A 14,279-nucleotide genomic window follows, 5' to 3' on the forward strand; every position below is an offset into this window, starting at 1 on the left:
ATATATTTTTCTATGGATAATAGGGATATTGGAGGCCAATCAATGGATAAGCGGTTCGCAGTGATTCTAGCAGCGGGAAAAGGAACAAGAATGAAGTCAAAGTTATACAAAGTACTTCATCCAGTTTGCGGAAAGCCAATGGTCGAGCATGTGGCAGATCAAGCGTTAAAGCTATCTTTAGCCAAGCTTGTGACGATTGTCGGCCATGGAGCAGAGGACGTCAAGAAGCAGCTTGGGGACAGAAGTGAATATGCACTTCAAGAAGAACAGCTGGGAACAGCACATGCCGTCAAACAAGCTAAATCGTTCCTCGCGCAGGAAAAGGGAACAACCATTGTCATTTGTGGAGATACACCATTATTGACAGCGGAAACAATGGAAGCCATGTTAAGCGAGCATCAAAAACAACAAGCGAAAGTGACGATTTTGACAGCACATGCGGATGATCCAACAGGTTATGGACGTATTCTTCGTGATGAAACAGGTGCTGTAGTAAAAATCGTCGAGCATAAAGATGCAAATGATGCTGAACGTCAAGTGAATGAAATTAATACTGGAACCTATTGCTTTTCAAATGAAGATCTCTTCCGTGTGATTGAGCAAGTGTCAAATGAAAATGCACAAGGTGAATACTATTTGCCGGATGTCATTGAAATTCTAAAGAATGAAGGACAGACGGTTGCAGCGTATCAAACACCGCATTTTGAAGAAACACTTGGAGTCAATGATCGTATCGCTCTATCACAAGCAGAGCAATTCATGAAGCGACGTATTAATCATCAGCATATGAAGAATGGTGTAACCTTGATTGATCCTGAGAACACGTATATCTCGCCAGATGCAGTCATCGGTGAAGATACAATGATTTATCCTGGGACGGTCATCAAAGGGAATGTAAAGATTGGTGCAGATGCCACAATCGGTCCGAACACTGAAATTGTTGATAGCGTAATTGGAGATCGGACAGTCATTAAGCAGTCTGTTGTCTGCGATAGTGAAGTTGGGGTAGATGTGACAATTGGACCGTTTGCTCATATTCGCCCGTTGTCGAAAATTGGCGATGAAGTGAAGATCGGGAATTTTGTCGAAATCAAGAAAACAGTTTTCGGTGACCGAAGCAAAGCGTCTCATCTAAGCTATATTGGAGATGCAGAGGTCGGAACGGATGTAAACCTTGGTTGTGGATCTATTACAGTTAATTATGATGGGAAGAACAAATTCTTAACGAAGATTGAAGATGGCGCATTTATTGGCTGCAATTCAAATCTCGTTGCACCAGTCACTGTCGGAAAAGGGGCATATGTTGCAGCCGGTTCAACGGTTACAGAAGATGTACCGCAGGATGCATTGTCTATTGCTAGAGCAAGACAAGTCAATAAAGAAGATTATGTGAAAAATATTCATAAAAAATAATCCAAATACCCGGAGGTTTACCATGTCTAATCGTTATGCTGATGCGAATTTAAAGATATTCTCTTTGAATTCAAACCCTGAACTTGCCAAAGAAATTGCCGATCGTATCGGAGTTGATGTAGGAAAGAGCTCTGTTAAACGTTTTAGTGACGGTGAAGTCCAAATCAATATTGAAGAAAGTATCCGCGGCTGTGATTGTTATGTTATTCAATCTACTAGTGCGCCAGTCAATGAGCACATTATGGAGCTACTCATTATGGTAGATGCACTAAAACGCGCTTCTGCGAAAACGGTCAATATTGTCATCCCTTATTACGGATATGCACGTCAAGATCGTAAGGCAAAACCTCGTGAGCCAATCACGGCGAAGCTGTTTGCGAACTTACTTGAAACAGCAGGTGCTACACGTGTCATTGCACTTGATCTTCATGCGCCGCAAATCCAAGGTTTCTTTGATATTCCAATCGATAACTTAATGGCTGTGCCAATCTTAACAAACTATTTCGAACAGAAAAACTTGAATGATATCGTTGTTGTGTCTCCTGACCACGGTGGTGTTACGCGTGCGCGCAAAATGGCGGACCGCCTGAAAGCACCAATCGCAATTATCGACAAACGTCGTCCGAAGCCGAACGTGGCTGAAGTGATGAACATCATTGGGAACATTGAAGGCAAAACGGCGATTCTCATCGATGATATCATTGATACAGCTGGTACGATTACACTTGCTGCAAATGCACTTGTGGAAAATGGAGCGGCTGAAGTCTATGCTTGTTGTACTCACCCAGTATTGTCTGGACCAGCAGTAGAACGTATTACAAACTCTAAAATTAAAGAATTAGTTGTGACAAACAGTATTCACTTAACAGATGACAAGAAAGTTGGAAAATTCATTCCGCTTTCAGTTGGGCCTTTGCTTGCAGAAGCCATCATCCGTGTACATGAAGAAGAATCTGTGAGCTACCTTTTCAGCTAATTTTCTGATTGAAAAAGGCCCTAGGCATCAGCTTGGGGTCTTTTTGCTGTGATAAATGAAAGCCAAACATGTTTAAAATGATTCAGTTATGGGTATTTATGAAAGTAGTGACAAAAAAGAAATAGGATGGTGCTGAATATGGCAACTTTAAAAGCAAATAAAAGAACTGATTTCAAACGTTCCACACTGCAAAAAATCCGTCATTCAGGACACGTTCCTGGTGTCATATACGGAAAAAATACAGACAACCTGGCTGTTTCATTAGACAGCATTGATTTATTAAAGACATTACGTGATGAAGGAAAAAACACAATCATCACATTAGACGTTGGCGGTGAAACAAAATCTGTGATGGTGACAGAACTGCAAACAGATCCGTTGAAAAATGAGCTTGTCCACGCTGATTTCCAAGTGGTCGACTTGCAGCGAGAAATTGACGCAGATGTACCTGTACAACTCATTGGAGAATCCAAAGGGGTAAAGGATGGCGGTGTCCTTCAGCAGCCACTATTTGAGCTATCCATTACAGCGAAACCAAAGGATATCCCGCAAAATATTGAAGCTGATATTACAAACTTAGAAGTAAATGACGTACTAACAGTTGGTGATCTGTCTGTTCAGTCTACGTATCAAATTAATAATGATCCAGAAGAAGTTGTTGCTTCGATCTTACCGCCTCAGCAATCAGAGGTTCCAGAGCCAGATAGTGAAGAGGAAACGCAAGAGCCTGAGGCCATTAAAGAAAAAGATGATAGCGAAGAATAACTGGTCAATTAGAGACGTAACCCTCCCGCGGTTACGTCTTTTGTGCTAGAATGAAAAGAATTCATACGTTTTGCATGAGGCAATCACATTGGCTCATTTTTTAGGCGTGTGCATGTGCGACAAAGGAGGTTATTGGTTTCATGATTGCGTTCGTTGGATTGGGTAATCCAGGAAAAGAATATGAAAAAACAAGACATAACGTCGGGTTTATGACAATAGATGAACTATCAAAAAAATGGGACATCCCATTAAATCAATCAAAATTCCATGGACAATATGGAACTGGGTTTGTTTCGGGGCAAAAGGTTCTACTTGTGAAGCCTCTTACATATATGAACTTATCAGGGGAATGTGTGCGTCCGCTGATGGATTACTATGAAATTCCCCTTGAACATTTGAAGGTCATCTATGATGATCTTGATTTGCCAACGGGCCGGATTCGTTTGCGTACAAAAGGAAGTGCAGGCGGACATAACGGAATCAAATCGTTGATTCAGCATTTAGGTTCACCTGAGTTTGACCGATTCCGTATCGGCATTGGCCGTCCACAAAACGGCATGAAGGTCGTCGATTATGTACTAGGACGCTTCTCAGAGGAAGAACAGCCTGATATCTCATCTGCTATTCAAGCATCTGTTGAAGCTTGTGAAGCGGCTTTAACAAAGCCATTTTTAGAAGTGATGAATGATTTTAACAAGAAGGTATAAGAATGATAAGCAAAGCACATACTGATCATAAAATCTCAGCATGGGAGGATCACGTATGGCTTTGCACTATTACTGCCGGCACTGTGGTGTAAAGGTTGGCAGTCTAGATGAATCCGCTGTCCAAAGTGAAGCACTTGGATTTCATCACTTAACAAATGAGGAAAGAAACGATATGATTTCTTATAGGGAAAATGGTGATTTACATGTACAAACCATTTGTGAGGATTGCCAAGAGGCGCTCGAAAGAAATCCTGATTACCATCAGTATCATACTTTTATTCAATAAAAAAGCTTTGGTGTAGATATTAGACCAAAGCGTTTTTCTGTTTTAAACAAGCAGGGAGGAGGAGCCAAATGAAAAACATACAATCATTTATCAAACAAAGTGATGATTTTCAGTCCATTTTTAACGGACTAAAAGAAGGGTTAAAAGAACAGCTGCTCGCCGGACTATCAGGCTCCGTCAGATCTTTATTTACAGCCGCCATATCAGACGAATTAAAGCGTCCGATGTTTATTGTGACACACAACTTATATCAAGCGCAGAAGGTCACAGATGATCTAGCCAGTGTGATGCCAGATCGCTCGGTCCTTCTTTATCCTGTCAATGAACTCATTGCATCTGAAATTGCTGTGGCAAGCCCTGAGCTTAGAGCGCAGCGTCTTGATGTATTGAATCGTCTCGCGAATGGAGAAAATCCGATTGTCGTGACTCCAGCAGCTGCAGTGCGTAGAATGCTTCCGCCTGTTGAGCTCTGGAAGGAGAGTCAGATCCATTTAAAGGTTGGTGAAGAAATTGATTTGGAGGCGTTTTCAAAACAACTCGTGCAAATCGGTTATGACCGGACGTCCATGGTCGCTGCGCCCGGAGACTTTAGTGTGCGCGGAGGAATCATCGACATTTATGCGTTAACGGAAGACCACCCGATCCGTATTGAGCTGTTTGATACAGAAGTGGACTCTATTCGGTCCTTCCACTCTGACACGCAACGTTCATTGGAAACACTTCAAGAAATCAAGATTGGCCCGGCGAAAGAGCTGATTGTAAGAGGGCCTGAACGAGTGAGAGCGATTGAACAGCTTGACGAAGGTCTTGCCAGCAGCTTAAAGAAATTCAACTCGGATAAACAAAAAGAACTGCTCCATCAGAATATTTCTGCTGATCGTGAGAAGCTGCTAGAAGGTATTGTGACACAAGAAATGACGAAGTATCTGTCCTATTTCTATGAAAAGCCTGCTAGTTTGCTAGATTATACATCGCAGGATACGATTATCATTCTAGATGAAATCAGCAGAATTCAGGAGATGGAAGAACAGCTTGAACAGGAAGAAGCAGATTGGACAATTAGTCTGCTGGAAGAAGGGAATATCCTGCATGATCTAGCCCTTTCCTTCCCATTTCAAGAGCTGTTCAATCAGCAATCGAGATCGATTCTGTACTATTCCTTATTTTTGAGACATGTTCAGCAGACCAATCCGCAAAATATCGTCAATGTATCTAGTAAGCAAATGCAGAATTTCCACGGGCAGATGAATGTGCTTGCAAGTGAAATTGAACGCTACAAAAAGCAGAATTATACGGTTGTCTTTTTAGGTGCGGATGAAGAGCGGACAGAGAAGCTGTCATCTGTCTTGCATGATTATGACATTGAAGCAGCTCTTGCTAAACCTGATGCTGAGCTTGTCAGCGGGCAAGTATATATTTTACAAGGTGAGCTTCAAACCGGTTTTGAACTACCTTTATCCAAGATTGCTGTCATTACAGAGGGTGAACTTTTCAAGAAACGTGTGAAGAAGCAGGCACGTAAGCAAAAGCTGACAAACGCAGAGCGAATCAAAAGCTATTCAGAACTGCAAGTGGGCGATTATGTGGTGCACATTAACCACGGGATCGGTAAGTATTTAGGAATTGAAACGCTTGAAATTGGCGGCATTCATAAAGATTATTTAAATATTCATTATCAAGGAAGCGACAAGCTTTATGTCCCTGTTGAACAAATTGATCAGGTGCAGAAGTATGTAGGGTCAGAAGGAAAAGAACCAAAGCTGTACAAACTAGGTGGCAGCGACTGGAAACGTGTGAAGAAAAAAGTAGAATCATCTGTGCAGGACATTGCAGATGATCTGATTAAGCTGTACGCAGAACGTGAAGCAAGCAAAGGGTATGCCTTCTCGCCTGACCATGAAATGCAGCGCCAGTTTGAATCTGCATTCCCTTACCAAGAAACAGACGATCAAATTCGCTCGATTCATGAAATCAAACAAGACATGGAGCGGGAGCGCCCGATGGATCGTCTGCTTTGTGGAGATGTGGGCTATGGAAAAACAGAGGTGGCGATTCGAGCGGCCTTCAAAGCCATTGCTGACGGGAAGCAGGTGGCACTGCTTGTACCAACAACGATCTTAGCGCAGCAGCATTTTGACACGATTATGGACAGATTCCAAGACTATCCTGTTAAAATCGCTCAGCTTAGCCGCTTCCGTACACGAAAAGAAACAACAGAAACCTTAAAAGGGCTGAAAAATGGAACGATTGATATGGTCATTGGAACGCATCGTCTTCTTTCAAAAGACATTGTGTACAAGGATTTAGGACTGTTAATTATCGATGAAGAGCAGCGCTTCGGTGTGACGCATAAAGAGAAAATTAAGCAAATGAAAGCCAATATTGATGTGCTGACGTTAACGGCAACACCAATTCCCCGCACGCTTCATATGTCGATGCTTGGCGTACGTGACTTATCTGTTATTGAAACACCACCTGAGAACCGTTTCCCAGTTCAAACCTATGTTGTCGAGTACAATGGTGCGTTAGTTAGAGAAGCCATTGAGCGAGAACTGGCAAGAGGCGGTCAAGTGTACTTCCTTTATAACCGAGTGGAGGATATTGAACGAAAAGCAGATGAAATCTCGATGCTTGTTCCAGACGCAAAAGTAAGCTACGCACACGGGAAAATGAGTGAGAACGAGCTGGAATCCGTGATGATTAATTTCCTAGAAGGTGAATCGGATGTACTCGTTAGTACAACCATTATCGAAACGGGCGTAGACATTCCAAATGTGAACACGCTCATTGTTCATGATGCTGATAAAATGGGGCTTTCGCAGCTGTACCAGTTAAGAGGACGAGTTGGGCGCTCGAATCGTGTGGCCTATGCTTATTTCACTTATCGAAAAGATAAAGTGCTTTCTGAAGTAGCTGAGAAAAGACTTCAAGCCATTAAAGAATTCACTGAGCTTGGGTCAGGCTTTAAAATTGCGATGCGTGACTTAACGATTCGAGGAGCAGGGAATTTACTTGGTGCACAGCAGCATGGATTTATTGATTCTGTTGGCTTCGACCTTTACTCTCAAATGCTGAAAGAAGCCATTGAAGAAAGAAGAGGCGATACGACTGCTCAAGAAAAATTTGAGCCGGAAATTGACCTCCAAATTGATGCCTACATTCCAGATAGCTATATTTCTGACGGCAAACAAAAGATCGAGATGTATAAACAGTTTAGAGCGATTGGATCTATAGAAGAGCGGAAAGAGCTTCAAGATGAAATGATTGACCGATTCGGAGAATATCCGCAAGAAGTGGCTGATTTGTTCACGATTGCGACGATGAAGGTGTACGCTGTGCAGGAACGTGTCGAGTTGATCAAGATGGAGAAAGGCATTGTCAGACTCACTCTTGATGAAAAAGCAAGCAGCGACATCGATGGTCAAAAATTATTTGAGCTTGGCAGTCAATATGGACGTGATATCGGTCTTGGCATGGAAGGCAGCAAGCTGATTATTTCTGTCCAAACAAAAGGTAAGAAAACGGAGGAGTGGCTTGAAGTCGTTCTTCGTATGCTTCGAGGTCTTCAAGATGTGAAAAAAGAAACCATTCCATCTTCATAAAATTTTGTTGGTCTCTCGTGTATATTACGTTTGATGTGACAGATACTAAACTCAGGGTCAAGTGGTGAATGTTGCATAAAGTGGACGCTTTTGTTCCATTCACCCAACACATCATCAAACGAAAGAGAGGCAGCAGTGAATGAAAGCAACTGGAATTGTACGCCGCATCGATGATCTAGGTAGAGTGGTTATACCGAAGGAGATTCGCAGAACATTGCGCATCCGGGAAGGAGATCCGCTTGAGATTTTCGTCGACCGCGATGGAGAAGTGATTTTGAAGAAGTATTCACCGATTAGTGAGCTAGGAGACTTTGCGAAGGAATATGCTGATGCATTATTCGACAGTTTGGGTCATTCTATCCTCATCTGTGATCGTGATACGTATATTGCTGTATCCGGTAGTTCAAAAAAAGAGTACTTAAACAAATCCATTAGTGATTTACTTGAACGAACAATGGATCAGCGTAATTCTGTATTAGAGGACAGCAAGAAAGAAATTCAGCTTGTGGATGGTATTGATGATGATGTATCAGCTTATACCATTGCACCTATTGTTGCAAACGGAGATCCAATTGGCGCCGTCGTCTTATTTTCTAAAGAGCGTTCAATGGGAGAAGTGGAGCATAAAGCGGCAGAAACGGCAGCTGGCTTCTTAGCCCGTCAAATGGAACATTAGGTCTAATAAATCTATATCATTTTGATAAAACGAAAGAATGCCGATGAAATCATCTGATTTTGTCGGCGTTTTTTATATGGGATGAAACAAAACAATGAATGTATCGTCTACTCCTTAGAAAGAAACGGCTTGCCAGTCACGTATGATATAATGAGTGCGTTTAAATGTAGGTATATTTTTTGATTGAACATAAAGGAGTCATCCATGAAAAATGCTGTGAATCAGCCGCATTGGCTTTTCCAAGGTGCGGTGATTTTAACCATCGCAGGCTTGTTATCAAAGGTACTGAGTGCCGTATATCGTGTCCCTTTTCAAAATATCGTAGGAGACACAGGTTTTTATATTTATCAGCAGGTCTATCCCTTTCTTGGCATTGCGATCATGCTCGGCACCACTGGTTTTCCTGTAATGGTGTCCAAGCTTCTGAGCGAGCATGGTGAGGAGAATCGCCGAATCATTACAAAGGTATCTTTGGTGTATATCACTTTGCTGAGCTTGGCCTTATTTCTTTGTTTATACATAGGAGCAGGCACAATTGCGAATCTCATGGCGGACAGTCAATTAATGTTGCTCATCCAGATGAGTTCGTTTGTGTTTTTATTTCTGCCGCTTACCGTGATGCTGAGGGGTGTTTTTCAGAGTGATGGGCTGATGCTCCCTACTGCGGTCTCTCAATTGGCTGAGCAACTCATCAGAGTAGGCGTCCTGCTTGTTTTATCTTTCTATTTTGTGAGACATGGCTATTCGCTTTATGAAACAGGAGCGGGTGCGGTGTTCTCTTCTATAGCTGGAAGTGCGGCTTCACTCATTTTGCTTCTTTTCCTTTGGCTGACCTATCGGAAGCGGTCGTCAGCGAGCAAGACATTAAAACAGGCTACACTGCGGAAAAAAGATGTGCTGAAGAGTTTGGTGCTGTATACATTGACGATTTGTGTGAGTGGATTGCTGATCCTATGGATGCAAATGATCGATGCTTTTCACCTGTATGCGCTGCTGCGCAGTGAGGGACTGAGTGAAGCAGCTGCAAAGGCGGCAAAAGGCGTGTATGATCGAGGTCAGCCGTTCTTGCAGCTCGGGACGGTGTTTGCAATTAGTATCGGGACGTCTCTTGTTCCGTTTTTGTCGTCGGCCTTAAGAAAAGGGCAGCATAAAGCAATTCGTGAAAAAGTACGTACATCGTTTAAGGCAACATCGGTGCTGGGGATTGGTTCAGCTGTCGGTCTTATATGTATTTTATCGTCTGTGAACATCATGCTTTTTCGTAATGACTTAGGGACAGATGCGCTGCAAATATTTTGCATATCCATTGCCTTTACATCAATGGCGATTACGCAAACCGCTTTACTTCAGGGTCTGGGACATACCGTGTACCCGGCTGTTGTGGTCCTGATCAGTGTACTGGTGAAATGGGGGCTGACGCTGGCTCTTGTCCCGTTATTCGGCATTTATGGAGCCGCATGGTCGACTGTTTGTGGGTTTCTCGCCGCCGCTGCGCTCAATGCGGTGTATTTGAAGCATAAAGGGTGGATTTCAATAAGAGAGCTATTCCCAGTGAAAATTCTTTTATCAGCAGCATTCATGGCCGTCGTTTTAATTGGATATCAGGCATTGTTTTCTTGGGTCATTCCCTTTGAGAAACGTCCGTTTTCTGTTTTAGAGAGCCTGACTTCAGTTTTTATTGGTGGTTTCGCCTTTTTATATAGTATTCTTAAGCTAGACGTATTTACGGAAGAGGAATGGAGACTCATTCCATTAGGAGAAAAGATTTTATATTTTAAACAGATGAGAGGGAATCGAAATGGCAGGTAAGATTACAGTCGTTGGTCTTGGGGCAGGCGACATAGATCAGCTGACGCTCGGTGTATATAAGCAGCTGAAGCAGGCGAAAGAAGTATACATGAGAACGCAGGATCATCCACTCACCGCAGAATTGATGCAGGAGGTCCCGTCTCTGACCTTTTTTGATGAGATTTATGAAAAGCATGATCAGTTTGATGCAGTGTATGAGGAAATCACAGACATTCTCTTCCGAGAGGCTGAGGAGAAAGATATTGTGTATGCAGTACCAGGTCACCCGTTTGTGGCGGAAAAGACAGTGCAGCTTCTTGTTTCACAACAGAAGAAGCGCGGGGTTGAGGTGTACGTGGCTGGTGGACAAAGCTTTTTGGATGCGACGTTTAATTCCTTACAGATTGACCCGATTGAAGGGCTGCAATTCGTTGACGCTGGGGATATGAGAGCGGATGATCTGAAGTTGACCCAGCATGTGCTGATCTGTCAGGTATATGATCAGATGACAGCCTCGAATGTGAAGCTGACCCTCATGGAAAAGCTACCTGACGATTATGAAGTCTTTATCGTAACGGCAGCTGGAAGCAGTCAGGAGCAGATTACAGGTGTTCCTTTATTTGAACTTGATCGAGATGTGTCGATAAATAACTTAACGAGTGTTTATGTACCTCCCATTCAAGATGAAAAGCTGCTCTATCAGCAATTTGACACTTTCCGCGAAGTCATTCGTACATTAAGAGGTCCTGGCGGCTGTCCTTGGGATCAAAAACAAACGAATGAGTCGCTCAAACCATATTTAATTGAAGAATGTTATGAGCTGCTGGAAGCCATAGACGAAGACGATCCAGATCATATGGTTGAAGAACTCGGAGATGTACTGCTGCAAGTTTTACTCCATGCCCAAATTGGTGAAGATGATGGTTATTTCTCAATGAATGACGTCATCCAGCATGTCACAGAAAAAATGATTCGACGACATCCGCATGTGTTTGGTGATACGGATGTGTCTGAAGCATCAGATGTAGTCGCCAACTGGGAAAAAATCAAGCAGCAGGAAAAACCGGAGCGTGCAGCTTCTATTTTGCAATCCATTCCAACGACTCTTCCAGCTTTAACAAAAGCCTATAAGCTCCAAAAGAAAGCAGCAAAAGTGGGCTTCGACTGGACAGAAGTAGAGGATATTTGGAACAAATACGAAGAAGAAAAGCAGGAATTCCTTGTGGAAGTGGCAGATAAGACGGATGAAGGTGCAACAAAGCAGATGAAGGATGAATTTGGGGATCTTTTGTTTGTTCTCGTCAACATCGGTAGATTTTATCAGCTGGAGCCTGAAACCGCCCTCTCTTCTGCAAACACAAAATTCATGCGGCGCTTTCAGCATATTGAACAAAAAGCAAAGGACATAGGGCGTTCACTAGAGGACTTGACCCTAGAAGAAATGGACGATCTGTGGAACGATGCCAAACGCATAGAAAGAGGTGAACTTACATGAGACTAGATAAATTCTTAAAAGTGTCTCGTTTAATCAAAAGAAGAACATTGGCAAAAGAAGTAGCCGATCAAGGGAGAATTTCCATTAATGGCACGCAGGCGAAAGCCAGCTCTGACGTGAAAGAAGGGGACGAGCTTCAAATCCGCTTTGGCCAAAAGCTTGTGACTGTTCAAGTCAACGAGTTAAAAGACACAACGAAAAAAGAAGAAGCTGCTGGCATGTATACCGTGCTAAAAGAAGAAAAAACAGCAGAATAGGGCTTGTTCTAAATGTCCCGCCTGTCACATACAATGCAGTAACAATGCAAGTATGAGATATGGGGGATGTATAAATGAATCAATATTATAATCAACCTCAAGGCACGAAGTTGTCATCAGAAGCCGAGCATCATGTCACAATGCGCAACAGAAAGCATTTAGATATTACCGGGGTCAAACAAGTCGAGAGCTTTGATAATGAAGAATTTCTGCTTGAGACTGTCATGGGAGTCCTCGCCATTCGCGGAGAAAATCTGCAAATGAAAAACTTAGATGTAGAAAAGGGCGTTGTGTCCATTAAAGGGCGTGTCTTTGACTTAATCTATGTAGATGAGCAGCACGGGGAGAAAGCTAAAGGATTTTTTAGCAAGCTGTTTAAATGACACTGACGGTCCAGTTTTATACGATGCTTTCGATGGCGGCGATGGGCATCTGGCTGGGCGCATCGCTGGATACGTACAAGCTGTTTGTGAACAGGGAAAAAACAGCAAAATGGCTGCTGGTCATTCACGACCTCCTTTTTTGGGTGGTGCAGGGTCTGTTATTCTTTTATGTCCTGCTGCTAACCAATGAGGGAGAATTCAGACTTTATATTTTTCTAGCTGTTGCTTTAGGCTTCTCGATGTACCAGGCATTGATGAAACAGCTGTATATGAACATCCTCAAGTTTGTGATGAGGTGTATTTATCAGACTGTTCTCTTCCTGAAAAGGCTGATCATGTCGATGGTTTTCCAGCCCATTCGCTGGATCGTCGGTTTGATCATAAGTGCTCTTCTGTTCTTGTTCCACTCGCTCTTACGCCTTGTTCGTTTTGCGTTTCGACTCGTGTGGAAGGTGCTGTATATTGTTTGTTATCCGCTTATTTGGTTACTCAATGTGACCATTATTCATCGAATTCCCGAAAAATGGCGAACATCAATGAGGTTGTTTTTCTCAAAAGGAGCAGGAATTTTACAAGGGATCAAGAAATTATCTCGTACCATGAAAACGAAATGGAAACAATTCTGGACAAAGTAAGAGAGGAGGCCTTCATCCTTGAACGAGAGAAAAAGAAATATCGCACAAATTCAAAATGATTATCAAAAACAAATGGAACAGCAAGCGCAGCGCCTAAAACGCAAACGCCGGGGACTCCTTAGAAGGCTTACCGTGTTTGGAGTCATTGTGCTCATGTTTGCTGTTTTGGTAACAAGTGCCCTCTGGTCGCAATCGTCTGCTTTGAAAGAAAAAGAAGAGAAGAAGGTTGCGCTTGAAAAAGAATTGAAGCAATTACAAACAAAGCAGGAAGATATTTCTGATGAAATCAAAAAGCTGAAAAGCAAAGAATACGTACTCGAACTGGCACGACGGGACTATTATATGTCTAAAAAAGGCGAAAAAATCTTTGATGTGGGCAATAAGAGCGATTAGCCTTGTTGACACTTAAAATTCAGTTTATGTATAATTGAACAAATGAGATTTTTTTATAAGTCTAAGGAGGAGCACTTTTTTTATGTCGATTGAAGTTGGCAGCAAGTTACAAGGGAAAGTTACGGGCATTACAAATTTTGGAGCTTTTGTGGAGTTGCCAGGCGGTTCAACTGGTCTCGTTCATATCAGTGAGGTAGCCGATAACTATGTAAAAGATATTAATGAGCATTTAAAAGTCGGTGAACAAGTTGAAGTGAAAGTGATTAACGTTGAAAAAGACGGTAAAATCGGCTTGTCCATTAAAAAAGCAAAAGATCGTCCTCAACAACAACAATCAAGACCGAGCAGAAATGATTTCCGTCCGAAGGAATCGTTTGAGCAAAAAATGAACAAATTCTTAAAAGATAGCGAAGATCGCTTAACATCTTTAAAACGTAACACGGAATCAAAACGTGGGGGGCGCGGAGCAAGAAGAGGTTAACTTGTTGCTGCTTTCTATATATTTTTCACAACAAAGCATCTGCTGTTTAGCGGGTGCTTTTTTTAATACAAATTCAACGTTTTTTGTGCATTTGCCATTTAATTTAAAACTTTCTATTGACGGACAAGCGAATCCTTTGTATTATAGTTCTTGTGCTTCTTAGCGCATTTTACATTATGGCGGTGTAGCTCAGCTGGCTAGAGCGTACGGTTCATACCCGTGAGGTCGGGGGTTCGATCCCCTCCGCCGCTATCCTTTTAAAAAGAACAATAAGCAAGGCCCGTTGGTCAAGCGGTTAAGACACCGCCCTTTCACGGCGGTAACACGGGTTCGAATCCCGTACGGGTCATCTTCAAAACAGCTTTCTATAAGAAAGCTGTTTTTTTGTGCTTTCGTAAAATTCTGATGAAAGACATCGACTT

Annotated in this window: 14 protein-coding genes and 2 tRNA genes; all 16 read left to right on the top strand. The window is 42.5% G+C overall.

What is annotated here, in order from left to right; translation table 11 throughout:
- Positions 1–42 precede the first annotated feature (42 nt).
- The 16 genes from glmU to MHI41_RS00395 all read left to right on the top strand — a co-directional run bounded on the left by glmU (position 43) and on the right by MHI41_RS00395 (position 14,206).
- On the top strand, positions 43–1,413 hold the full coding sequence (gene glmU / locus MHI41_RS00320) for a bifunctional UDP-N-acetylglucosamine diphosphorylase/glucosamine-1-phosphate N-acetyltransferase GlmU (RefSeq protein WP_017366436.1): 1,371 nt from the start codon (positions 43–45) through the stop codon (positions 1,411–1,413).
- Positions 1,414–1,435: 22 nt separating this feature from the next.
- The gene (locus MHI41_RS00325; protein WP_003217907.1) at positions 1,436–2,389 is read left to right on the top strand and encodes a ribose-phosphate diphosphokinase; all 954 of its coding nucleotides are present in this window, start codon (positions 1,436–1,438) and stop codon (positions 2,387–2,389) included.
- A gap of 138 nt (positions 2,390–2,527) precedes the next feature.
- Positions 2,528–3,154 (top strand): 50S ribosomal protein L25/general stress protein Ctc, encoded by a 627-nt coding sequence (locus MHI41_RS00330; protein WP_008341853.1) that lies wholly within the window; start codon positions 2,528–2,530, stop codon positions 3,152–3,154.
- Positions 3,155–3,294: 140 nt separating this feature from the next.
- Complete coding sequence (pth, locus tag MHI41_RS00335) at positions 3,295–3,861, top strand: aminoacyl-tRNA hydrolase (RefSeq protein ID WP_008341851.1); 567 nt, start codon at positions 3,295–3,297, stop codon at positions 3,859–3,861.
- Between the two features lie 55 nt (positions 3,862–3,916).
- Entirely contained in the window at positions 3,917–4,147 is a 231-nt protein-coding gene (locus tag MHI41_RS00340; RefSeq protein WP_003217967.1) for an anti-sigma-F factor Fin family protein, read from the top strand.
- A gap of 68 nt (positions 4,148–4,215) precedes the next feature.
- Entirely contained in the window at positions 4,216–7,749 is a 3,534-nt protein-coding gene (mfd, locus tag MHI41_RS00345) for a transcription-repair coupling factor (RefSeq protein ID WP_019743557.1), read from the top strand.
- A gap of 139 nt (positions 7,750–7,888) precedes the next feature.
- Positions 7,889–8,425, top strand: a complete 537-nt coding sequence (spoVT, locus tag MHI41_RS00350; protein ID WP_007496196.1) for a stage V sporulation protein T — start codon at positions 7,889–7,891, stop codon at positions 8,423–8,425.
- Between the two features lie 204 nt (positions 8,426–8,629).
- A complete protein-coding gene (locus MHI41_RS00355; RefSeq protein ID WP_243824777.1) occupies positions 8,630–10,234 on the top strand; it encodes a polysaccharide biosynthesis protein in 1,605 nt (534 codons plus the stop codon).
- Positions 10,224–11,708, top strand: a complete 1,485-nt coding sequence (mazG, locus tag MHI41_RS00360; protein WP_342494438.1) for a nucleoside triphosphate pyrophosphohydrolase — start codon at positions 10,224–10,226, stop codon at positions 11,706–11,708. Before MHI41_RS00355 ends, mazG begins: the two co-directional genes overlap by 11 nt.
- Positions 11,705–11,965, top strand: coding sequence for an RNA-binding S4 domain-containing protein (locus MHI41_RS00365; RefSeq protein WP_008341839.1), 261 nt, complete (start codon positions 11,705–11,707; stop codon positions 11,963–11,965). Before mazG ends, MHI41_RS00365 begins: the two co-directional genes overlap by 4 nt.
- A 74-nt stretch (positions 11,966–12,039) precedes the next feature.
- Positions 12,040–12,348, top strand: a complete 309-nt coding sequence (gene yabP / locus MHI41_RS00370) for a sporulation protein YabP (RefSeq protein WP_007496190.1) — start codon at positions 12,040–12,042, stop codon at positions 12,346–12,348.
- Positions 12,345–12,983 (top strand): spore cortex biosynthesis protein YabQ, encoded by a 639-nt coding sequence (yabQ, locus tag MHI41_RS00375; protein ID WP_007496188.1) that lies wholly within the window; start codon positions 12,345–12,347, stop codon positions 12,981–12,983. The genes yabP and yabQ overlap by 4 nt, the downstream gene beginning before the upstream one ends.
- 18 nt (positions 12,984–13,001) lie before the next feature.
- On the top strand, positions 13,002–13,376 hold the full coding sequence (locus MHI41_RS00380; protein ID WP_007496186.1) for a septum formation initiator family protein: 375 nt from the start codon (positions 13,002–13,004) through the stop codon (positions 13,374–13,376).
- Between the two features lie 82 nt (positions 13,377–13,458).
- Positions 13,459–13,857 carry a S1 domain-containing RNA-binding protein gene (locus tag MHI41_RS00385; RefSeq protein ID WP_003217901.1) on the top strand — a complete coding sequence of 133 codons (399 nt, stop codon included), beginning with the start codon at positions 13,459–13,461 and terminating at the stop codon, positions 13,855–13,857.
- A 178-nt stretch (positions 13,858–14,035) separates the two neighbouring features.
- A tRNA-Met gene (locus MHI41_RS00390) sits at positions 14,036–14,109 on the top strand.
- A gap of 25 nt (positions 14,110–14,134) precedes the next feature.
- Positions 14,135–14,206, top strand: a tRNA-Glu gene (locus tag MHI41_RS00395).
- Positions 14,207–14,279: the final 73 nt, after the last annotated feature.

The organism is Bacillus sp. FSL M7-0307 (assembly GCF_038627835.1).
Classification (GTDB): domain Bacteria; phylum Bacillota; class Bacilli; order Bacillales; family Bacillaceae; genus Bacillus; species Bacillus altitudinis.

Bases quoted from the DNA above. Each gene is read 5' to 3' on its own strand.
- glmU (WP_017366436.1), top strand. From the start codon at position 43: ATGGATAAGCGGTTCGCAGTGATTCTAGCAGCGGGAAAAGGAACAAGA.
- MHI41_RS00325 (WP_003217907.1), top strand. From the start codon at position 1,436: ATGTCTAATCGTTATGCTGATGCGAATTTAAAGATATTCTCTTTGAAT.
- MHI41_RS00330 (WP_008341853.1), top strand. From the start codon at position 2,528: ATGGCAACTTTAAAAGCAAATAAAAGAACTGATTTCAAACGTTCCACA.
- pth (WP_008341851.1), top strand. From the start codon at position 3,295: ATGATTGCGTTCGTTGGATTGGGTAATCCAGGAAAAGAATATGAAAAA.
- MHI41_RS00340 (WP_003217967.1), top strand. From the start codon at position 3,917: ATGGCTTTGCACTATTACTGCCGGCACTGTGGTGTAAAGGTTGGCAGT.
- mfd (WP_019743557.1), top strand. From the start codon at position 4,216: ATGAAAAACATACAATCATTTATCAAACAAAGTGATGATTTTCAGTCC.
- spoVT (WP_007496196.1), top strand. From the start codon at position 7,889: ATGAAAGCAACTGGAATTGTACGCCGCATCGATGATCTAGGTAGAGTG.
- MHI41_RS00355 (WP_243824777.1), top strand. From the start codon at position 8,630: ATGAAAAATGCTGTGAATCAGCCGCATTGGCTTTTCCAAGGTGCGGTG.
- mazG (WP_342494438.1), top strand. From the start codon at position 10,224: ATGGCAGGTAAGATTACAGTCGTTGGTCTTGGGGCAGGCGACATAGAT.
- MHI41_RS00365 (WP_008341839.1), top strand. From the start codon at position 11,705: ATGAGACTAGATAAATTCTTAAAAGTGTCTCGTTTAATCAAAAGAAGA.
- yabP (WP_007496190.1), top strand. From the start codon at position 12,040: ATGAATCAATATTATAATCAACCTCAAGGCACGAAGTTGTCATCAGAA.
- yabQ (WP_007496188.1), top strand. From the start codon at position 12,345: ATGACACTGACGGTCCAGTTTTATACGATGCTTTCGATGGCGGCGATG.
- MHI41_RS00385 (WP_003217901.1), top strand. From the start codon at position 13,459: ATGTCGATTGAAGTTGGCAGCAAGTTACAAGGGAAAGTTACGGGCATT.